This window comes from Candidatus Caldatribacterium sp. SIUC1, from assembly GCF_051549785.1.
GTDB lineage: Bacteria > Atribacterota > Atribacteria > Atribacterales > Caldatribacteriaceae > Caldatribacterium.
On sequence record NZ_CP189974.1, the window covers coordinates 152248 to 173264 of the forward strand.

Annotated in this window: 18 protein-coding genes and 1 tRNA gene; 13 read left to right on the forward strand and 6 right to left on the reverse strand. The window is 56.4% G+C overall.

Annotated features, from left to right (window positions below; all coding sequences use genetic code 11):
- The first annotated feature begins 41 nt into the window (after window positions 1-41).
- The 3 genes from ACP6EK_RS00785 to ACP6EK_RS00795 are packed head-to-tail and all read left to right on the forward strand — an operon-like array spanning window position 42 to window position 3527.
- Window positions 42-1091, forward strand: coding sequence for a hypothetical protein (locus ACP6EK_RS00785; RefSeq protein ID WP_438316527.1), 1050 nt, complete (start codon window positions 42-44; stop codon window positions 1089-1091).
- Window positions 1092-1095: 4 nt separating this feature from the next.
- Window positions 1096-1938 carry a carboxylating nicotinate-nucleotide diphosphorylase gene (gene nadC, locus ACP6EK_RS00790; protein ID WP_438316530.1) on the forward strand — a complete coding sequence of 281 codons (843 nt, stop codon included), beginning with the start codon at window positions 1096-1098 and terminating at the stop codon, window positions 1936-1938.
- A 5-nt stretch (window positions 1939-1943) separates the two neighbouring features.
- Window positions 1944-3527, forward strand: a complete 1584-nt coding sequence (locus tag ACP6EK_RS00795) for an L-aspartate oxidase (RefSeq protein WP_438316533.1) — start codon at window positions 1944-1946, stop codon at window positions 3525-3527.
- Here the strand turns inward: ACP6EK_RS00795 and ACP6EK_RS00800 are convergent.
- Complete coding sequence (locus ACP6EK_RS00800; protein ID WP_438316535.1) at window positions 3469-4869, reverse strand: gluconeogenesis factor YvcK family protein; 1401 nt, start codon at window positions 4867-4869, stop codon at window positions 3469-3471. The two genes, ACP6EK_RS00795 and ACP6EK_RS00800, sit on opposite strands and share 59 nt — an antisense overlap.
- 214 nt (window positions 4870-5083) lie before the next feature.
- Between ACP6EK_RS00800 and ACP6EK_RS00805 the strand changes: the two genes are divergently transcribed.
- From ACP6EK_RS00805 to ACP6EK_RS00820, 4 genes are all read left to right on the forward strand, one after another.
- Complete coding sequence (locus tag ACP6EK_RS00805) at window positions 5084-6418, forward strand: ABC transporter substrate-binding protein (RefSeq protein WP_438316538.1); 1335 nt, start codon at window positions 5084-5086, stop codon at window positions 6416-6418.
- Between the two features lie 101 nt (window positions 6419-6519).
- Entirely contained in the window at window positions 6520-7386 is an 867-nt protein-coding gene (locus tag ACP6EK_RS00810) for a carbohydrate ABC transporter permease (protein WP_438318785.1), read from the forward strand.
- 103 nt (window positions 7387-7489) lie between these two features.
- Window positions 7490-8212, forward strand: coding sequence for a carbohydrate ABC transporter permease (locus ACP6EK_RS00815; RefSeq protein WP_438316541.1), 723 nt, complete (start codon window positions 7490-7492; stop codon window positions 8210-8212).
- A 110-nt stretch (window positions 8213-8322) separates the two neighbouring features.
- The gene (locus ACP6EK_RS00820) at window positions 8323-9189 is read left to right on the forward strand and encodes a hypothetical protein (protein WP_438316543.1); all 867 of its coding nucleotides are present in this window, start codon (window positions 8323-8325) and stop codon (window positions 9187-9189) included.
- Here the strand turns inward: ACP6EK_RS00820 and ACP6EK_RS00825 are convergent.
- The 4 genes from ACP6EK_RS00825 to ACP6EK_RS00840 form a co-directional block, all read right to left on the reverse strand.
- A complete protein-coding gene (locus ACP6EK_RS00825; RefSeq protein ID WP_438316546.1) occupies window positions 9184-10314 on the reverse strand; it encodes a glycerate kinase family protein in 1131 nt (376 codons plus the stop codon). The two genes, ACP6EK_RS00820 and ACP6EK_RS00825, sit on opposite strands and share 6 nt — an antisense overlap.
- Window positions 10292-11296, reverse strand: coding sequence for a glyoxylate reductase (gyaR, locus tag ACP6EK_RS00830; protein WP_438316549.1), 1005 nt, complete (start codon window positions 11294-11296; stop codon window positions 10292-10294). Before gyaR ends, ACP6EK_RS00825 begins: the two co-directional genes overlap by 23 nt.
- Before the next feature lie 18 nt (window positions 11297-11314).
- Window positions 11315-12256 carry a sugar phosphate isomerase/epimerase family protein gene (locus tag ACP6EK_RS00835; RefSeq protein WP_438316551.1) on the reverse strand — a complete coding sequence of 314 codons (942 nt, stop codon included), beginning with the start codon at window positions 12254-12256 and terminating at the stop codon, window positions 11315-11317.
- 213 nt (window positions 12257-12469) lie between these two features.
- Complete coding sequence (locus ACP6EK_RS00840; RefSeq protein ID WP_438316554.1) at window positions 12470-14503, reverse strand: glycosyltransferase; 2034 nt, start codon at window positions 14501-14503, stop codon at window positions 12470-12472.
- A 375-nt stretch (window positions 14504-14878) separates the two neighbouring features.
- On the opposite strand from ACP6EK_RS00840, the gene ACP6EK_RS00845 reads away from it, so the two are divergent.
- From ACP6EK_RS00845 to ACP6EK_RS00870, 6 genes are all read left to right on the forward strand, one after another.
- Window positions 14879-15562: a response regulator transcription factor gene (locus ACP6EK_RS00845; RefSeq protein WP_438316557.1), complete on the forward strand. Its 684-nt coding sequence runs from the start codon at window positions 14879-14881 to the stop codon at window positions 15560-15562.
- On the forward strand, window positions 15549-16724 hold the full coding sequence (locus tag ACP6EK_RS00850; protein ID WP_438316560.1) for a sensor histidine kinase: 1176 nt from the start codon (window positions 15549-15551) through the stop codon (window positions 16722-16724). The genes ACP6EK_RS00845 and ACP6EK_RS00850 overlap by 14 nt, the downstream gene beginning before the upstream one ends.
- Window positions 16725-16760: 36 nt before the next feature.
- Window positions 16761-16847 (forward strand) — tRNA-Leu (locus ACP6EK_RS00855).
- A 96-nt stretch (window positions 16848-16943) separates the two neighbouring features.
- Window positions 16944-17882 (forward strand): ATP-binding protein, encoded by a 939-nt coding sequence (locus tag ACP6EK_RS00860; protein WP_438318788.1) that lies wholly within the window; start codon window positions 16944-16946, stop codon window positions 17880-17882.
- Complete coding sequence (locus tag ACP6EK_RS00865) at window positions 17860-19050, forward strand: acetate/propionate family kinase (RefSeq protein WP_438316563.1); 1191 nt, start codon at window positions 17860-17862, stop codon at window positions 19048-19050. The genes ACP6EK_RS00860 and ACP6EK_RS00865 overlap by 23 nt, the downstream gene beginning before the upstream one ends.
- Before the next feature lie 5 nt (window positions 19051-19055).
- A complete protein-coding gene (locus ACP6EK_RS00870; protein ID WP_438316565.1) occupies window positions 19056-19499 on the forward strand; it encodes a C-GCAxxG-C-C family protein in 444 nt (147 codons plus the stop codon).
- A gap of 17 nt (window positions 19500-19516) precedes the next feature.
- Here the strand turns inward: ACP6EK_RS00870 and ACP6EK_RS00875 are convergent, their stop codons facing one another.
- On the reverse strand, window positions 19517-21016 hold the full coding sequence (locus tag ACP6EK_RS00875; protein ID WP_438316568.1) for an FGGY family carbohydrate kinase: 1500 nt from the start codon (window positions 21014-21016) through the stop codon (window positions 19517-19519).
- Window position 21017: the final 1 nt, after the last annotated feature.

A 21017-nucleotide genomic window follows, 5' to 3' on the forward strand; every position in this document is an offset into this window, starting at 1 on the left:
TCGTCCCTGGCATCGCTTTTCTATAATTGACATGAGTGCCTATGCGGTGTTACCTCCTTATGGCAGACGGAGAGTGGGAAGAGCGCATCGCCCTTGAACTCCGCCGGAAGATGAAAGAGCTCTACGGGAAGAGCAAGGTTTTCTTCCTCTCCTTCCGGCACCCCGGGGTGTTCGCCGAAAAGGGTTTTGCGGAGGTTTCCAGAGACCGGCCTACGCAGCCTCTAAAGGCATGGTACAGGCTCTGCCAGGATCTCCTGAAGCGGCGGAATCTCCGGGAACGGCGGATACTCATCGGAGGAAACCCCTGGCTTTTGGCGCTCGTTACCCTCCTTGGGGGAAGAAGGGTCACCGTAGTTCTTTCCCTGGGACTCCGTCCTTTCTCCGTATCGCCCTTTCGCCTCTTTTTCCTGCGCCGCTTTGCCCGGACCGTCCTTGCTGATGATGCGACTTTCGTACAGCTCCTTCGCCTGAAGAATATTCCCGCCTACTTCGTCGGGAATATCCTCGCCGATCTCCTCCACCCCCACGACACACCCTTTCTCCACGGGAAAAAAGCCATCTGTGCCCTTTTCCCCAGAGAAGACCACTACGTCGAGGACCTAAGGTTTTTCCTTGACTTTGTCGAGCACGCCCCCGATGGCGCTTCTTTCTACTTTCTCCTCGCCCTCCCCCAGGGCGTCTCCCTCGAAACGGTGCAACGCATTGCTTCCGAGAAAAACTGGGTCTTCCTCGAAAGCCTTGAGGGAGAGGTCATCGAAGGGTACCTTGTGAGGGAGAGGGTCTACCTCAACCTCACGAGGTTTCTCTCTGAAGCCCTGGACCAGGCAACGTACGTGGTGAGTGCCGACCAGAGGATACTGGTTCAGGCCGTGGGGTTTGGGAAAACGGTGATCCCCGTGCAGATGGGGAAGGCTGAGGAAATGGCGGCACTTCTGCTTCACTCGGTCTCGCTTTTTGAGTACAATCAGAGTATGAGCGCCCGGTTCGGGAGAAAGGGCGCCATCGAGCGGATTGCCGTTTTCCTCCTCTGGGGTGTCGTGGAAGACCCGACACTCCCTCATCGTCTGCGAACAATCCACAAAAGAGGGTGATGGCATGGCTGGCCTTGTTCCATGGAACCTTGATACGATGCTCATGCAGTTCCTCAACGAGGACCTTGGGCCTTTCGACCTCACCACCCAGGGACTTGGGGAGCTGAAAGATCGGGTCATCCAGGCGCGGATTATCGCCAAAGAACCGGGGGTCATGGCCGGTGGCCCCTTTGTCCTGCGAATCTTCAAGCTCCTTGACCGGGAAGCTCAGGGAACGATTCACATCGCAGAAGGCGCCCGCTTCCCGGCAGGAACTGTCCTTTTGAGCCTCTCCGGCCGGGCTGAAGCGATTCTTGAGGGAGAGAGGGTCGCCCTGAACCTCCTTGCCCGGCTTTCAGGCATTGCCACAAGAACAAGGGAACTCGTGGACCTTGTGGCCGATCTTCCGGTCCGCATCGCCGATACCCGGAAAACAACGCCTGGCCTCCGGCTCCTTGAGAAATACGCCGTTTGTTGCGGAGGAGGCACGAACCACCGTATGGGGCTTTACGACTGTGTCCTCATCAAGGACAACCACCTGGCGCTCTGCGGTTCAGTGAAGGAGGCCGTCCTCCGGATTCGCAAGGCAGTGCCGTTCACCACAAAGATTGTCGTGGAGTGTGCAAGCCTTGAGGCTGTTGCTGAGGCCTGTGAGGCCGGAGTGGATGTCATTCTCCTTGACAACATGCCCCTTGAGGACATTCGCCAGGCGGTGAAAATCGTAAAAAAGCGGGCGCTTGTTGAAGCCTCAGGAGGCATTGGTCCCCACAACGTGCGCCTTGTCGCCGAACAGGGAGTGGACATTATCTCCACGGGGTACATCACGCACCACGCTCCCTGGATTGACCTGAGTCTCAGCATCTCCTGACACCCATGGTCTATGACGCCCTGGTCATCGGAAACGGCATTGCCGGAAGTTGCACAGCGCTCTTCCTCGCCCGGCAGGGCAAAAGCGTCTGCCTCGTGACGAAAGCCTCTGCTCTTGACGAAACCAATACCGCCAGGGCACAGGGAGGGATAGTCTTTCGAGGAGAAGGAGACACCACAGACCTCCTCCTTGAGGACATTCTTCGGGCTTCGTCCTTCTCTTCCTGCAGGAAAAGCGCCCGGATTCTGGCACGTCTTGGACCGGTGCTTGTTCAACGTTTTCTCATCGAGGAACTCCGCGTGCCCTTCGAGCGGAAGAAAGAAGGCACATGGGACCTTTTCCAGGAAGGTGCCCATTCCCTCCGGCGCATCCTCCACGTCAAAGACTATACCGGAAAGGCGATTCAGGAGCGCCTGAACGAGGCAGTGCTTGAAGAACGAAATATCACCCTCTTTCCCGGAACTTTTGCCTTAGAGCTCATCACCTCGCTGCACTGTGCCGATTTCGCCCTCCGGTACAATCCTCCCGAGTGCTTTGGGGCCTATGTTCTCAGGGGAAACGAGGTCATTCCCATCTTTGCCCGTGCCACGGTCCTTGCCACCGGTGGGCTGAATGCCATCTTCCGCCATTCCTCCGGAGGCCCCTGGTGCACGGGAGACGGGTTCGCCCTGGCATGGCGGGCACAGGCGACTTTAGTGAACATGGAGTACATCCAGTTCCACCCCACGCTCCTTTATAGCCCCGGCGAACCCCATGCCTTCCTCATTTCTGAAGCGGTTCGGGGAGAAGGTGCCGTTCTCCTTGACCGGGAGGGGAAACCATTCCTTGAGCGCTTCCATCCCCTGGGGAATCTCGCCCCCCGGGATGTCGTCGCGTGGGCGATCTTCCAGACCATGAAGGAAGAGGGAGTCCCCCACGTTTTCCTTGACCTCAGCCCCCTCGGGGTCGAAAAAATCCGCGCCGCCTTCCCCGAAATCTTCGAGGAGCTCCGAAGAAGAGGCTTCGACGCTACACGGGACCTCATCCCTGTGGTTCCGGGAGCGCACTTTGCCTGTGGAGGTGTGCTCAGCGATTCCTGGGGGCGAACCACAGTCCGCCGTCTCTATGCCGTTGGTGAGGTGGCCTGCACCGGGGTTCATGGAACAAACCGCCTTGCTTCTACGAGCCTTCTTGAAGGACTCGTTTTTGCTTTCCGGGCGGCCTGCTCCATTGTTTCTTCCGAACCACCCCTTGTCCCTCCCCCACTTCTCCCCTTTCCAGAACAGATAGGAGAACCTCCGGAGGGACATACCCTTGCGGAGCTTCGCCAGGTCATTCAGGAAACCATGTGGGAGTACGTGGGGCTTGAGCGGGAAAAAGCAGGACTCTTCAAAGCCTTAGACCGCCTTCTTGAAGTGAAACGGAACGTCCTCGGCCTCCGGCAACGCCATGGGATTTCCGCCCCCCTAAGGGAGCTAGAAAACATGGTCGATACGGCATTGCTTGTGACCCGGGCGGCCTTGCAGAACCCCCTTTCCTTCGGTACCCCCCTCACTCGCTCCGGGCCAGCGCCTTCTTCCCCAGGCGGCTCACAAGACGGACAATCTTGAGGTTCTTCAGGCCGTTCTTTGTGTGGAGGGCAAAGTACAGGCTCAAAGAGGGTTTTTCCTCAAGGAGAATTGCGACAAGCGCCTGAGCTAAACGACCCGGGTCATGGCGCGTGGGGTGCTCCGGAGAAAGAAGCGGTGCCTCCAGGATCTTTCCCGGGAAGTCCCACTCCTCACCTTCGGCGAAAATCGGTTCAATCCCGGACTTTTTGAGTTCTCGCAGCACCTCCTCCTGGGGTCGCTCCCCGTTCACCAGGACGTAGTTCACCCGCTCCCTGGGGAGGAACTGAAAGACCGCTTCAAGGTGGTCCGAGAACGTGTACCCATCGGTCTCTCCCGGCTGGGTCGTGACATTGCATACAAAAACCAGAGGTGCCCGAGACCGGAGAATGGCCTCGCGGACCTCTTCCACGGCAAGATTACAGAGAACACTTGTATAGAGGCTTCCAGGACCAAGGACGATGAGGTCGGCATCTTCTAAGGCCCTGAGGACCTCCGGGGTTGTAGGCACCGATGGAGGATCAAGGAAAATGCGCTTAATACGCTTCCCACAGCTCCCCACATTGGACTCACCAGAAACAATCGTCCCGTCAGCACACTCCGCCTTGAGGAGCACGTTCTCCAGGGTCGTGGGGAGAACCCGGCCGCGGACAGCCAGGACCTTGCTCGACTCAAGAATCGCCCGCTGGAAGTCCCCGGTTACTTGGGTGAGGGCAGCGATGAAGAGGTTCCCAAAATTGTGACCCTTCAGTTCGTTATCCTCGCTGAAGCGGTACTGGAAAAGGTCCCGCATGAGGGGCTCGGTATCGGCCAGCGCAATGAGACAGTTCCGAATATCCCCAGGGGGCAGAACCCCCATATCCCGGCGAAGCCTCCCCGAACTCCCTCCGTCGTCAAAAACCGTGACAATGGCCGTAAGGTTTGCGGTGTACTCCTTGAGGCCATGGAGCAGGGTGTAGAGGCCATGACCTCCACCAATGGCCACGATGTGCGGCCCACGGGTGAGTCGGCGGCTTTTAAAAATGGCTTCAGCAATGTCCTCCTTCTCAGGCACAAGCGCACTGATAATGGAGCGGTTCATGCGCTGCAGACCCCAGACGATAAGCACAGCCCCACCAACAATCCAGGCAAGTCCGAAGACCACTGCCAGCGAGTAGTGCCCAAGGAAAGCAAAAACGAAACGCCGCCAGAGGGTGTAAAAACCCCGGATCGACGGGACGGAGAGAATGAGGCTCATACCCAGGGAAATGAGGAGTACGCCACAGACGGCGATGAAGAGCCAGCGTTTCACCCGCATCCCCGGGTACAGCCATCTGACGAAGCGACGCAAACCTCCCGGTTCCATCCTCCTTCCCTCCTCTACGACCTCCTCCATATTGTACCGCATCTTAGCAACCTGTAAACGCCATGCCCATCACTGGCATGCCAGGTAGTGAAAAATTTTACCTAAACGTGAATTGAAAAGGCTTAAATTTTGCATAATTGACAAGACTCTAGCAACTGATTACAATATCGGTAAAAATCGGTTATCTAATCTTTTCAGATAGGGAGGGATAGGTATGCAAGGGCAAAAAGCTGTCTGGTTTCTGGTAATACTCCTCCTGGTAACACTGCCTTCTCTGGTCTTCGCTGAAACCACTCTGGTATTCCAGGGCTACTCCAACCCAAACGAGCAAGTGGCTCAGTTCATCCAGAACGTTCTCATTCCCGAATTCAAGAAGGTGCATCCCGACATCGACGTGAAATACGTGTACATCCCCTTTGCCGAGTACATGTCCACCATCCTGCAGCAGGCTGTGTCGAACACCTTACCCGACCTGGTGTACCTTGACAACCCTTGGGTTCCCCAGCTTATAGATGCAAATGTTCTCCAAAACATCAGGGACTATGTCATGAAAGACCTGGGCAACGATTTCTGGATGGACTTTTTCCCCGGCCATAGAATGGTCACCAGCAAAGACGAGGGAATCTACGCCCTGCAAGTGCACACAAACAACCTGGCCATTTTCTATCGTGAGGGTTTCCTGCAGAAAGTCGGTGTAGAAAAACCCCCGAAAACCTGGGAAGAGCTCCTGGACGTCTCGAGAAAAATCAAGGAAAATCTCAACCTCTACGGGCTCATTTTCTACGCAGGAGCAGACGAGGCGGGCACCTGGCAATTTGAACCTTTTCTGTGGAGCAATGGCGGAAGCCTCCTCGAGCTCGACCAGAAAGAGGCAATAGAGGCACTGGCCTTCGTGGCAGGGCTGGTAAAAGAGGGATATGCTCCCAGGGACGTTATTAATCTGAAAGACCAGGGTGACGAAACCATCTGGTTCATGAACGGCCAGGTGGCTATGATGGTGAACGGCAACTGGGAATTTGGCTGGCATCTCCTGCCCGACGTTCTGGAAAAGTTGGGAGATGTCCGAGTTGCTCCGTTCCCGGTCCCTGACGCCGCCATGCGTTCCGCTGTCCTGCCTTTCGGTGGAGAGTGCGTGGGCATCACCACCACGGACGCCGAGAAGAGCAAGTACGCCTGGGAGCTTATCAGAATATGGTTTGGAGAAAAGTTAGAGGAATATTACGAGAAATGGACGGGGCACATTCCGACTCTAGCATCTTACTCTGCGAAGATAGCCAGCATCCGTCCGGAGTTCAAGGTCTTTATAGATCAGGCTGCATATGCACTCCCCAGACCACCCATGGGAGGAATGGAAAAATACCCCGATGTCTCCAACGAGCTTGCCTTAGCTCTGCAAAAGGCCCTCACAGGAGCACAAACCCCTGAGGAAGCCTTCGGTCAGGCAGCGAAAAACATTAGGAACCTTTTCGCTCCAGAACAGTACGAGAAACACAAAGAATTTGCAAGGAACGTCCTGACAGAAGTCCTGGCAAGAACAAAGCAGCAGTAGGACTCAAGAAAGGAGGGGGATTCCAATCCCCCTCCTTTCTCTCTGAAAGAGCAATGTAAAGTTTTTCCGCTCACCTTAAAGGGGGAAGAATCGTTGTGAGAATGCCCAAAGCACCTCTTTTCTTGTTCCTACTTCCATCTCTCGCTCTGATATGCGCCTTCGGGATCTATCCCATAGTGTACAATATTTTTCTTAGCCTCAAGGATGTAAACCTCATAAGCTACATTCGGGGAACGGCACAAAACGTTGGTCTGGCAAACTACAGGGAGGTTCTGGATGACCCTCTTTTCTGGAAAGCCCTCTTCAACACCGTCATCTTCACTCTTCTCTCGATTGTACTGCAGATGAGCATCGGGTTCCTCTTAGCTCTTCTTTTTTACCGTGAATTCCCCCTTAAGGGTCTCTTCCAGGCTTTGGTCATGATTCCCTGGGTCATGCCCATCATGGTCTCCGGGTCTTTTTTCAGATGGTTCCTGAGCGACAATGGTTTTCTCAATAATTTCCTGACAGCGCTGGGATGGATCAAAGAGCCGATAAGATGGATTACTACTGAGAAGATGGCCATTTACTCGCTCACTGCGGTCAATGTATGGCTGGGAATTCCTTTCAACTTCATCCTCCTCTACACCGGGATACAGCAGATTCCCGAAGAACTCTACGAAAGTGCTGACATAGACGGTGCAGCAAGCTGGCACAAAGTGATGTATATCACGCTCCCTATGCTGAAACCAGTAATCGTGGCCACCTTCATCCTGGGGTGTATTCTTACCTTCAAGGTCTTTGACCTGGTGTGGATAATCACCAAGGGTGGTCCCGGAGGAGCTTCACACCTCCTCAGTACGCTCTCCTACTCTCTCGCCTTCGACCGGTTTCAGTTCGGCAAATCTACGGCAGTTCTCGTGTTGATGCAGATTATCGTTGTGCTCTTCATCAGCCTTTCAAACCGTATCAGATGGGAAGAGAGGTGAAGCTCGGTTGAGGAAAAAGGGAGGCTGGAAATGGAGCGCGCTGGTTGCAGGGGTTGTTGCCCTTATTGTCTCCCCTCTCTATTTCATTGCCATAGGAGGCTTCATGTCGACCGAGGAGATTTTTCACAAACCCCCTTACCTCGTTCCCCCAGAACCAACGCTGCGCTACTACCGGGAAGCTCTCATAACGCTACTCCCCTACATCAAGAACAGTTTCATCATCGCCTTTGGTACCCTGATGCTGACCCTGCTCATTGCCCTGCCCGCTCCTTTTGTTCTGACCAAGTTCGAGTTTTCCTCGAAGAATTCCCTGGGTTTCCTCCTTGCTTTCGTGCAGATGTTGCCGTATACAGCGGTCATCATTCCCCTGTTCCTGATCTTTACAAGAATGAAACTCATCAATTCACATTTTGGCGTTATCCTTGCTCTCTCCGTCTTCCTGGTACCCTTTGCGATCATCATTCTGCGATCGTACATGGTTTCCGTCCCTTCTGGCCTTATTGAAGCCGCTCTTATTGATGGAGCTGGATACCTGAAAATACTCATAAGCATCGTATTGCCCCTCTCAGCGCCCGGTATAGCCTCAGTCTCCATTCTCGTTTTCCTTATGGCCTGGGGGAACTTTATCGTCCCACTGGCCTTCATAAAGGAGGAAAGCCTTCGCCCTATCAGCATCGGGCTCTACGTCTTCATCGGCCAGTACGGTGTCGAATGGAACAAGCTTATGGCGGGAAGCATGATTTATACCATTCCCCCACTCGTTGTGGCCCTTCTTGCAGGGAAATCCATCGTTGCTGGACTCACCGCAGGAGCATTCAAAGAATAGGTCGTTTCTGGCTTTCTTCGCTCTTTTGCGCAACAGAGATGTCTAGATGGTGAGAAGAGAGACCCGGCCGGAATAGCAAGAAACCCCCGGTGGTCAAAGGGGCAAAGAAGGTGAACACCATGAGCCTCTACGAGAGCATCCGAACCTTCGACAGCCTGTACTATAAAGCGCTGTGGAAGAGGATTCTGGGTAAGCTCAGGCACCACCGCCATCGCCTCCTTCCTCTGGCTCCCTGGTGGGAGGTTGTCGGAACTGGTGAAGCCATCTACCGGGGTATCCAGGCCGTGCCCATCGCTTGGATTGTGGGGACTGAGAACCGGTTCGGCGATTTCGACAGGGAATTCCTTCCCCTGAAACGGAGGGAACGCCACCGATGGGCTCGCATCCACGCCCTGTATGAAGAAGGGAAACCGCTACCGCCGGTATCCTTGATAAAAATCGGGAACTTCTACTTCGTCCGGGATGGGCACCACCGGATTTCGGCCGCTAAAGCCTCAGGGGCACTGTACATCGACGCAGAAGTGGTGGAAATCCCAATCCCAAAGGATGCCCCTCAGGACTCTCCCGAAGCGCTTTTCCATCACCTTGAAGAGCGAGCATTTCGGGAAAAGACCGGGCTTTCCACCATACGGGTCACCGTTCCCGGAGGGTACCTGGAGTTCCTCCGCCTCATCCAATGCTTTCAGTGCTCTTCCTGTCCTAATGCGGAAGAGGCAAGAACCCAAAAAGACCATTGCCTCTCCTGGGAGGAGGCCGTTTCGGGATGGTACGAACACTGCTACCTGGGAGCAGTGAAGGTCATTGAAGAAAGCGGCATCATGCGGAGCTTTCGCAACCGAACACCTGCTGACCTCTACCTCTGGATTTTGGAAAACCTCAACCTCCTCCGAAAGGCGACATGCTTCGTTCCCTCCCGGAGGACCATAACCCAAAACGTGCGGAGACTCCGCCAGATTGCCCGGGCAAAACAGCTATAGCCTGCTTTGCAGCAACCTCCCAAGAGAGAAAGCCGCCTGCTCAAGGAGCCTACCCGCCTCTTTCATGGCTTCCCCTTCGGACATTGGACCGTCCACGATGGGGAAAATCCCCACAATTTCTTCGGGGAGCTTGGGAATTTCCTCCCAGGCGATTTTCCCCGCGAGGATAAGTAGAGGCTTCCGGTGCTTCCGGCAGAGTTCTAAAACCCCGGAGACCACCTTGCCAAAAAAGGTCTGCCGGTCTACCTTCCCCTCTCCACTCACCACAAAATCGGCACCTGCAATGGCTTCCTCAAGGCCCACCATTTCCGCTACAAGACGGATACCGGAGACTATTCTTGCCCCGAAAAACGCAAAAAGCCCGGCCACAATGCCACCTGCTGCCCCTCCTCCGGGGAGATCGTCCACCCGAACGCCGAGGTGACGCTCGATGAGCCGAGCGAAGTGCCGTAGCCCCGCATCGAGCAACCGAACGTCCTCAGGATCCGCTCCCTTCTGGGGCGCATACACGAAGGCTGCTCCCTGGGGTCCGTAAAGGGGATTCGTGACGTCGCTGGCGATGAGGAGTTCTGTACCTTTCTGCGGACGAATCACGTCCCGGGTGTCGATACGGGAAATTTTCAGGAGGTTCTCCCCAATGCCTAAAAGCTCCCTCCCTTCTTCATCGAGAAACCTCACCCCCAGGGCTGTGAGAGCCCCCATACCTCCATCGCAGGTTGCGCTTCCCCCAACACCGAGAATAACCCTGCGGAACCCTCGCTCAAAGGCAAAGCGCAGGAGTTCCCCCACACCATAGGTCGTGGTGAAGCGGGGGTTGCGTTTTCCTTCGGGCACAAGCGGAAGCCCCGCAGCCTGAGCGAGCTCAAGAACACAGACCCCACCAGGGAGAATCCCAAGACGTGCCTTCACCTTCTCCCAGAGCGGCCCTGTGACCTCGAGCTCTTCAATGTTCCCTGACGCCCCACGCACCAGGACCTCCACCGTCCCCTCGCCCCCATCAGCCAGGGGTTTTTCGGTGACCTGGAAGCGAGAATGAGCTCTCTGAAAACCCCGCCGTATGGCTGAAGCGGCCTCAGGACTCGTCAGGCTCCCCTTGAAGGAATCAGGACAGGCCACGATGCGCACGACTTTTGAGGACCTCCGGGTTCACGAGATTGGGAGGGATTTCCCCCTGCAGTGCCTTCACAAGGTTTTCAGCCGCCATTTCTGCCATCCTCGTCCGGGTGGCGTACGATGCTGAGCCAATGTGAGGAGCCAGCACAACGTTTCCAAGCTCAAGGAGTTCCGGCTCCACCTCAGGTTCCCGTTCAAAGACGTCCAGGGCCGCACCACGAATCCAGCCCTCCCGGAGAGCCCGGACCAGAGCCTTCTCATCGACAACAGGGCCCCGGGCGGTGTTGATGAGGTAGGCCTCTCGCTTCATCATGCGGAGTTCTCGCTCGCCGATGAGGTGGTAGGTGTCCTTCGTCAGGGGAACGTGGAGGCTCACGAAATCTGACGTCTGCAGGAGCTCAGGAAGGGGGGTGAACCTCGCTCGGTACTGCCGCTCGATCTCTTCCGGAGCCCGCTGCAGGTCGTAGTAGAGGACCGTCATGTCGAATCCCAGAGCCCTCCGGGCCATGGCCTGGCCAATCCGGCCGAAACCCACAATGCCCAGGGTCGCCCCGTACACATCGGTCCCAAGAAGGAGCATCGGTTCCCACCCCCGGAATTTTCCTGCCCGGACGAACCTGTCTGCCTCCACAATCCTCCGGGCCACGCTCATCATGAGCGCCCAGGCAAGGTCCGCCGTGGTTTCCGTCAACACTCCGGGGGTGTTGGTCACCATGATCCCCCGCCGCGTCGCCTCTGCCACATCGATGTTGTTGTACCCCACGGCGTAATTGGCGATAACTCTGAGATTCGGTCCTGCTGCCTCCATGACTTCCCGGTCGATGGTGTCGGTGAGGAGACAGAGAATCCCGTCTTTCCCCCGTACCTTCTCAAGGAGTATCTTTCGGGGAAGTACACCGTCGAAGTCGCTGACCTCAACCTCGCAGAAAGAGGCAACAATTCGGATGCCCTCTTCAGGGATTCTACGAGTGACAAAGACCGTGGGTCGCTTCATCGCGTCCTCACTCCTCTCTCAGAGTATGGGGAAGAGCCGGTTCCATGCCGAAAGAAACGTCCTCTTGGCATTGGCCACCACCAGGCGGGGGTTTTCCCCAGGAAGCGGCCTGACCTCGAAGGAAATCACCGGGCGCTCGGTGAAGGTTGTCCTCTCGAGGTATCCGACGCGGAAAAGCGCCCTGAGGAATCCTGCTACCTCCTGGACATCGTTGCACCCTTCCCTCAGGCCAAAACGGGGATGCGTATCGCCATAAGCAGGGTGCCCTTTCGCGAGCACAGCGTTCCCGATGTGGACGTGGTTCACAAAGGGGGCAAGAAGGGTGAGCGTGCGGGCAGGATCCTCAAAAAGGAGCGGCTCATGGGAGAGATCAATCGTCAGGCCAAAATTCGGACACTCAGCTCGAACGAGCGAAGCCACCTCGAAGGCGAAGGGAGCCGGACCGATAAGGGCCCTTTTGTCCACCGCGTAATCAAAGACCTCGAGGTTCACCCCAAGGAGGTATCCGGAAACCTCCGCCCGTTGTTCTGCGTACCGGCAAAGCTCCACAAGGGATTCGACAAGCCGTTTTCTCGCCTCTTCCTCCTTCCTCTCTTCCGGTCGTTTTCCGGAAGGGAAGGCCAGAGCTTTCGCTTTTGCAACGTACGCCTTATCCACAGCCTGCTTGAGGGCTTCAAGGGCCTGTTTCCGCTCTTCCTCTTCAAGAGCACCCAGGCTGAGCCCCCTCGAGAGCACAAGGGGCTGGGCCCCAAGGAGGACCTCTACCCGGGCCACATCGCACATCACGCCAACGGCCCGAAGCACTTCTTCATCAAGAAGGGCACTCACCTCAATGGCCTGGAAGAATGCATCCTCAAGGATTTCTTCCACGCTCCGCACAACTTCTTCTTGAGTCGTCGCCTGCGGATAGGCCATAAAATGCACAATGCCCATGTGGAATGTGTCGTGCCACGGGTACACGTTCTGCACCTCCCCCGGTCAAGACACGCCGGTTTTCGCTTCCTGAGAACATGGTACCGGAACACAGAGCTGGGCACAATACGTTCTCTGGCTGGTGTTGACTCCAGTCGCGCTCTGCCAACTGGAAAAGCGCCTGGGTTCCGGAAAGCTCTGGAAGGCGCTGCAGGCTGTGGCCGTGAAATCTCCGACGAATCCCCAAAGACCTGGGAACCGCTAACCCACCTGGGTTTCCTGAATACCGTCTTCCCGCAAAATTTCTCGCAGGTCCTCCGGCCACAACACTCCCATTTCGCAGAGGATATCACCCAAAGGGCGATGGGAGAACCTTTGAACCCGGAGTGCTTCGGCAAGGTGTTCTTCCTCAATAATTCCCATTTTGAGAAGCCTCTCGCCCAGACGGGGGAACTGTTGAGGAAGCTTGCGCTTTAGCACTTCTAACCCCTGGGAGATTGCTTCTGAAGGAGCAAGAACCACTGCCACTTTCCTCACGCCCAGTTCCGCTGCAAGGCTACTCATCGTCTCCTGGGAGAGCGGCTTTGCGGTCGCAAGGAGCACAGAATCCCTGCCCCATGCTATCGGCACCACAGCATACCGGCAAAAAACCACCAGGAAACGAGAATGATTCCCTTCTATCCGGAGGGTATAAGGATCCGGTTCTAAGAAACCAGTTTGCAACAGCTCTCCCAGACACTCCAAGAGCTCTGTTTCGGTGATGAACCCTTCCTTAAGGAGCTTCTCACCAAGGCGTTCCTGCTCCTCCTTTCTCCGAAGCGTCAAGGCAAGTGTTTTCGGATCAACAATACGCTTTTCAAGGAGAAGGTCTCCAAGGCGGCGTCTGTAGCGGACCAGGGCCTTGGGAGAGAGGTACGAATGCCTGGTCTTCTGCCACCGTGGACGACTCCGGGGGAATCCAAAAAGAGCGATTCGCCAGGCCCGGAGAGTGGCAAGGAAGTTAATCACGTTGCCCCAGACCGTCCGAAGGGGTAAAAGCGGGGGAATCAGGCAACCTGCCACTGCTGAACGCCACCCATAGACGTTCTTGAGCGCTACCATCCGCATCAGCTGTCGCTCAATCATGAAAACGGTGAGCACCGCGCTCAACCACCAGGAAAAAGACCCTCGAGGGTAGATAGGGGACAGCGAGCAGAAGAGAGAACAAATAAAGTAGGCAAAAACCACATAGCCCGGCAAGGGAAGGAGATTCCCGTACTTGGCCTTCCAGTCCCGGTAAAGGCTGTACTTGGCAATGCGGGAAAAACGCCGGTCGCAAAGTATCTGCCAGAGCGAAAAACTCTGAAAGGAAATACCGTAAATCCAGCGCGATTTTTGCTTCACCGCTTCCCTGAGGGTGTTGGGGAAAATTTCCCGAGTAGCAATGTACTCCACCACCACCCGCCCATCCTCTGTCACCCGTTCCACTCCTTCAAGGAAGAAATGGGTGGCGATGCCGAACCGGGCGAGATCCAGGGAAAGCCTGTAGTCCTCAGTGAGACTCTCCTCATCGAGGAGTTTTCCAGTCCCCAACGCATCCAGCACCGAGCGGGCAATGACGAAACCGGTACCCGCCGAGGGAACTACTGCCCCACTTGCCTCCCGGGCAGGCAAGCCTCGATAGTGATTCTCAGCAAACTCATCGGCATAGGTAGAAGCGGTGAGGTAAGGGAAAAAAGTACGCCAGCTGGGATAGACCTGGAGAGGAAACACCGGCAACTGCACCACTTCGTACTTCAACGAGAGGTAGTTGGCCAGCTTCAAGGAGGTGGGGTGGATCACGTCCTCAGCGTCGTGGATAATGAAACACCCAAAACGAAGGCGTCTTTCCTGCTCGAAGCGGAGGATGAACTCGAAAACCTGGTTGAGGTTTTGAGCCTTGCTGGTAGGACCTTCTCGAGGATTCACTACAGCGTGGACTTGAGGATACCGCTCCGCTAATTTCTGGACCTCTTCCACCGTGGCAATATCGTTCGGGTATACCCCAACAAAAACGTGTAGGAGCGCCAGGGGGTAATTGACAGAGTGAAGGAGGTTCTCCACCATGGGTCCAATGACTTCGGCTTCATTCCAGGCGGGGATGAGGATAGCAATCAATCTCCGGGGCACCTGGTCAAGTTCTCCAATCCGTAACCGGTGTCTGATTCGTTTTTGGCCCCAGAAGTAGTAGTAAAAGTCCCAGAAAAGGTCATCAAGACTGAAAAAGAGAAAGGATGCAGCAACAAGAAAACCTGTCCAATATAGGATCCTGCCCACAGCCCTTGCGCGTCATCCTTCCGCGAATCCGAACGCTGAGGGTATTCTATCAAAAAGACGAATCGCAACGCCAGTACCTGGGGTTCACATCCTGTGGGACACCGGAAAGTCCGGCTCTCAGACGTTCCAGGGTTTCTCCAGTCCCGGTAGAACCTTTTCCTCATCAACCCTTTTCCAGGGCGAATGGATTTTCCACGTCTCATCCCCACCAGTGCGGTGCTTTCTGCCCTACTGCGGGTTCCGGCATGCCGAGGAGCAGGCAACTTTCGACCTCTTTTATTCACCCAAACACCGACCTTCGGTCCGGTGGTACCCCCAAGGCAATCCTGAAATGCATTCCTCCATCGGGTATAATGTACTGGGAGTGACACCTGGGTGAGCGGCGAAATCGCCTACATCGAGGACGAGAAAGACGTTGCGGAGTTTGTGACGTACTTCCTGGAAAAAGAAGGGTACCGTGTCCTTCACTTCTTTAGAGGAGAGGATTTCCTCAAGGAAATGGAGCGCCTCTCTCCCCAGCTCATTCTCCTTGACCTTATGCTTCCCGGTATCGGAGGTTTTGAGGTCTTCCACCACATCCGGTCCCATCCTCGCTATCGAAATACTCCAGTCATCATGCTCACTGTGAAAGACGACCCCATGGACATCGTCTCGGGTCTTGAGATGGGAGCCGACGACTACATCACCAAGCCCTTCCACCCCCGGGAACTCCTGGCCCGCATCAGGGCGGTGCTGCGGAGGGTCTCAGGACCGTCTTCCGGGGGGAATTTCCTCCAGGCCGGAGACCTTGTGCTTTTCCCCGAAAGCCTCGTCGTGGAGGTTAAAGGAGAGGTCATCCCCCTTTCTCTTCGGGAATTCCGGCTCCTTGAGCTCCTTGTGCGGAACCGGGGAAAGGTTGTGTCCCGGCAACGGATTCTCGACGAGGTGTGGGGCGAAGACGCCTTCGTCACCGACCGGGTGGTGGACGTGTACGTGGCACACCTTCGAAAAAAACTCGGTGCCCTGGGACAGCAGATTGTGACCGTTCGGGGAGTGGGGTATTCCTTTGAGCCCTCTTGAGCTATTCCTCCTTGGGGTTTTGGGGATTGCGGCGTTCTCCCTGGGGTACACCCTTGCTTTCCTGAAAGGGAGGAAGTTCCTGGCCGAGTTCTCCGAAGTATCACCGGAACAGGGCCTCAGAGAGGGTCTCAAGCAGTTCTTCGAGGAAATACAGCAGCACAGGGAAGCGATGTTCCGGGATTTCCTCGCCCTCCTTGACCGTGTGTCCACCGGGGGAGCGCTGTACCTCAGGGACAGGCACCGCCTGCTCCTCAACGCGACCTTTGCCCAGGCCATTGGTTTGAGAAGCGATGGGGTCAGGGAGGTTGCGTTCTTCGAAATCCCGGTTTTTGGGGATGTCCTTGCCCGGGCCGTATCGTCAGGAGAAAGGGTGAGCGTTCCTTCTTCAGGATTTGCCTTTTTGCCCTTTCCTCTTGGCGAGGAACGCTTCCTGCTCCTTGAGGATGAGAAGAAAAAAGGCCAGAGACTCCGGATCCTCAGGTATTTCCTCACCGCCCTCTGGCACGAGGTCCAGACGCCTTTGACCGTCCTCTCGGGGTACCTGGAAACCCTCGAAGAGGGTCGTCCCATGGAAGGAGAAATCCTCTCCCGCATGGTGCGGCAGGTCAGGCGCCTCGAAGGTACGATCCGGGAAATCCAGCGGCTCAGCGTTCTTCTTGAGGAAAAACCGGAGAGGATTTCGGATCGGGAGTTCTCCGCCCTCCTCCAGGAAGTCCTTGAGAAATCCCGGGAAGACCACAAAGACCTGAGGGTTCGGGTCGATATCGCAGAGAGCGAAAACACAAACCTCCTCCCTCTCTCCCGCGGCGAGGCCTTTGTGCTCCTTTCGAATCTCATCACCAACGCCTTGTCCTTCAACGTCCCCGGGGGAGAAGTGACCATCACCGTGGCTTTTGGGGAATCGGGACTGCACCTTACCCTCGAGAACACCACTTCACCCCCCGATGCCGAGTTCCTGCGCTGGTTCTTCGACCCCACTGAGGTGCTTCCCCGGGGAGGGAGTGGCAAAGGTGTGGGGCTGTACCTCGTCAGGGAGGTGGTGGGGCGGGGGAACGGAACGATTCATCTGCGGCCCCAAAGAGACCGAGTAGTCTTCGACATCACGATTCCCTGGGAAACGGGGGACGGCAAAATTTCTGAAGGGGGAACCCCTCCTCGTTGACGAACCTCACCCGCCCTGGTATAATTCCATCTGCAAGCCGGGCTGGTGGAATAGGAAGACACGCTATCTTGAGGGGGTAGTGGGTTTACACCCGTGCGGGTTCGAATCCCGCGCCCGGCACCATCCCAAAGGCAAAGACCTCTCAAGGCCACCGAGAAAACCCGCAAAAGCCTCAAAACCCGTGGTATACTTAGAGGAAAGACGTGGAGCGTGAAGGCCATGAAATGCAGCCGCTGTGGAAAGCCCGCTTTCGCGAAATTCAGAAGACACAATGCCGCCTTCTGCGAGGAGTGCTTTGACCTTTTCTTCGAGCGCCAGGTTGAAGGGGCCATCCGCCGGAAAAGGATGTTCACCAGAGACGAAAGGGTACTCCTTGGAGTTTCCGGGGGAAAAGACAGCATGACCCTGTGGCACTACCTCCACCGGGCTGGCTACAAGGTTTTTGGAGTGCATGTTTTCCTTGGCATTGGAGAGTACTCGGAGAAGTCCCGTGAAGTTGTGACCGCCTTTGCCCGGTCCTGTAACCTCCCCCTGACCGTCCTCGACGTTCAGGATTTCATCGGGTGTTCCCTTCCGGAAGCTACCCGCAGGCTCAGAGAACGGACCCCCTGTTCCCTCTGCGGGAGCATCAAGCGCCATATTCTCAACCGTTTTGCCTTTGAAGAGGGCTTTTCCGTATACGCCACCGGCCACAACCTCGACGACGAAGCCGCCACACTCCTTGGCAACGTCCTGCATTGGCATATTGACTACCTCGCCCACCAGGACCCCCACCTCCCAAGCCCTCATCCTAAAATGACGAGGAAAGTCAAGCCCTTCTACACCCTCACAGAAGAGGAAATCCTCCGGTACGCGGAGCTCCACCGCATCCCCTTTGTGCCTGAGCGGTGCCCCCTCTCTCAGAAGGCCAAAAGCCTCGACTACAAGGAAGCCCTGGCACTCCTTGAGGAACGGTCCCCCGGGACCAAGCACATGTTCTTCTTGGGGTTCCTCGAAAAGGGCAAAGCGTACTTTACCCGGAACCTCACCCCCCCGGAACTCCGGGAATGCCAGAGGTGTGGCATGCCCACCACCCAGGAAGTCTGCTCGTTCTGCCGCACCGTGGAGAGACTGAAAGCCAAAGAGGTGAAGAACCATGCGCATTCTCGCCGTGAATAGTGGAGGATCCTCCATCAAGTACGAGCTCTTTGAGATTGGAGAGCAGGAAACCTCAATCCTTCGGGGGAACATCAAGCGCCTGTACCGTCAAGATTCTTTTCTCGAACAGACGTCTTCTTCGGGCACTCTGGTAAGGAACGTCCCCAACCTCGACCACGAAAAGGGTCTGAACCTCATGCTTGAGGCCCTCACCGAAAGCGGATGCCTCAGGGACCTCACACGCCTTGACGCCATAGGGATCAAGCTCATCAACGGGGGCAAAAGGGTGATGGAGACGCGTTTCATCGACGACGAGGTCCTTGCAGCCCTCGAGGACCTTGCTTCAGTCACCCCCGTGCACAATCCCCCGGCACTCCTTGCCATCGAGATCTTTCGCCGGATCGTGCCCCACATTCCCCTTGTGGGCGTTTTTGAGACCACCTTCCACCGCTCCATCCCGCAGGCCCATCGGGTTTATGGTCTCCCCTGGTCCCTGAGCACCGAGTACGGCCTTGAGAAGCTTGGCTTTCACGGGAATTCCTACCGGTACATCGCCGAACGCATCGCCGAGCTTTCCCCCCACCACAAAAGAGTTGTGGCCTGTCACCTCGGCAGTGGCTGCAGTGTCTGTGCCATAAAGGACGGGAAATCCTTCGACATCTCAAGCGGCTTCACCCCACAAAGCGGGATCATTATGTCTACCCGTCCGGGGGACTTCGATCCCCAGGTTCTTTTGTACCTTGCGGAAAAAGCAGGGCTTCAGCCTGCCGACCTCAACCGGATACTCACCAGGGAATCCGGGCTTTTGGGGATCTCCAGAGTCAGTGGGGAAATGTGGGAACTCGAGAGAGCAGCCAAAGAGGGAAACGCTCAAGCTCAGCTTGCCATTGACGTTTTCGTGTACCAGGTGAAGAAGTACATCGGAGGGTTTGCCGCTCTCATGGGGGGTGTGGAGAGCCTGGTGTTCACCGGGGGCATCGGGGAGAACGACGCCTACATCCGGGAGAGCATCTGCGAGGGTTTGGCGTTCCTCGGAATCGAGATTGACCCGGAACTCAATGCCCAGGTGGTGGGCGGAAAAGAGGGGAAGATCAGCCGGTCCACCTGTGAGGTCTGGGTAATCCCAACCCGGGAAGAACTCATGGTTGCCCGGGAAACCGCACGACTCATTGCCCAAAAAAGGGGGTGAACACCATGTCCTCTGTCGAATACCACATCCAGGGGTTCAACTGTGCCGAGTCGGTACTCCTTGGACTCTGCGAGACCATGCACGTGGAAAGCCCTCTGATTCCTCGGATTGCCACAGGCTTTGGGGGAGGAATAGGCCACACCGGGAATATCTGTGGTGCCATCACGGGAGCGGTTATGGCTTTGGGGATTGCCTTCGGGAGAGAGAAGCCCGAAGACAGAGCAACCCGGGACAGGCTCTACCTCCTTGTGGAATCCTTCCTCGGGGAGGTTGAAAAGGCCTTGGGGCACCTCGATTGCACAAGCCTCATTGGGGTTCGCCTCAATACTGAAGAGGGTCTGAAGCGGTACCGGGAGGAAAACCTCCGGGAGAGGTGCCGCGGTATCGTGGCAACCGTGGAAGACATCGCCAGGCGGTACCTTTCGGGGAAGGGGAACCCCGAAAGGTAAGGGGGTTCCCCCGGGAGTTACGCCCGGTAGTAGGCCTCAAGGCACAGCGGAACCTTCACGTAATGCTCGTAGAGTTCGTCGTAGATGGCCCGCTCCGGAGAGGGTTCAAAGACCCTTGTGGTATGGATGATATTGCGTTTTGCCTCCTTGAGGTCTTTCGCGTACCCTGTCCCCACCATGGCAAAGAGTGCCGCTCCAAGAACCGTGGCCTCTTCGCAGGAGGTGACCACCACCGGGAGATTCAGTACATCGGCGCGGAGGCGATTCCAGAGAACGTTCCTCGACCCCCCACCCACAACGACCACGCGTTGAGGACGGAACGCAAAGGCCTCCGAGAGCGCCTCAACAGCCTGCCGGAGCTGAAAGGCAAGCCCCTCAAAGGCAGCCCGGGCAACGTGGGCTCGTCCTGTGGTGAGCCCAAGCCCCAGAATGGTGCCCTTCGTGCCATAGGGCTTCAGGGGTCCTGAGGGCATGAAGGCAGGGATGAAGAGCACCCCATCAGCCCCAGGGTCGACAGAGGCAGCCTCTTCCACAATACGCTCGTAGATGTCGCTTGCGTCCTTGAGGTCGGCGAAGAAGTGCCTCCGGACCCACTCCACCACACCCCCAGCGATCATGAGCATCTGGGGATTCCAGAACCCTTCCTCTGCATCAAGCTCAACGAGCATCCCTGTGGTGAAGGCGATCTCCGAATCCCGGTAGTAGGGAATCCGCAGCGCGGCAATTTCCCAGGTGCCCGAGCTCAGGATGAGCTCGTCGTCCTTCGCCAGGGAACCAACAAGGGCAAACTGGGTGTCGTGGCCTGCAGAGGTCACCGGAGTCCCCACAGGGATACCGGTTTCCTCGCTGGCCTTTTTCGTCACCGTTCCGATGATTTCACCGCTTTTCACCATCCGGGGAAAGATATCCGGGGTAAGGCCGGCAAGGGAAAGCAGCCGCTCCGACCACCGGCGATTCCTGATATCCATCACCATGGTGGTGGAAGCTGAGGGGTAGTCCATGGTCATCTCCCCGGTGAGTTTGAAGTTGAAAAGCCCAGGCATCATGAGGAAGTACCGGGCTTCATCGAGGGCTTCCGGGGCGTTTTCCCGAAGCCAGAGGAGCTTCAGGAGGGTGTTGAAGGGGATAACCTGGTACCCCGTGATACGAAAGATTTCTCGAGCGTTCACAAACTCCACGATTCTCCTTGCCCACTGCTCCGTTCGGGAACACTGCCAGGAAATCACCGGATAGGTGAGACTTCCGTCTGCTCTCACGGGGGCACCATCTGCCCCAAAGGTGGTCACCGAAACCGCCCGAATTTCCCGACCGGCTGATGCGATGACCTTGTGAGTCGCCTGACAGAGCTTCCCCCAAATCTCCTCAAGGTCCCAGACCAGATAGTGCGCCGAGCCCTCCTGACGTTTGGGGGCATTTTGAAAGGCGGCCATAGCGAGAATCTCGCCTTGGGGGCTTATGGCCACCGCCCGGATACTCGTTGCCCCACAGTCCAGCACGAGGAAGTACTCTTTTGCCATC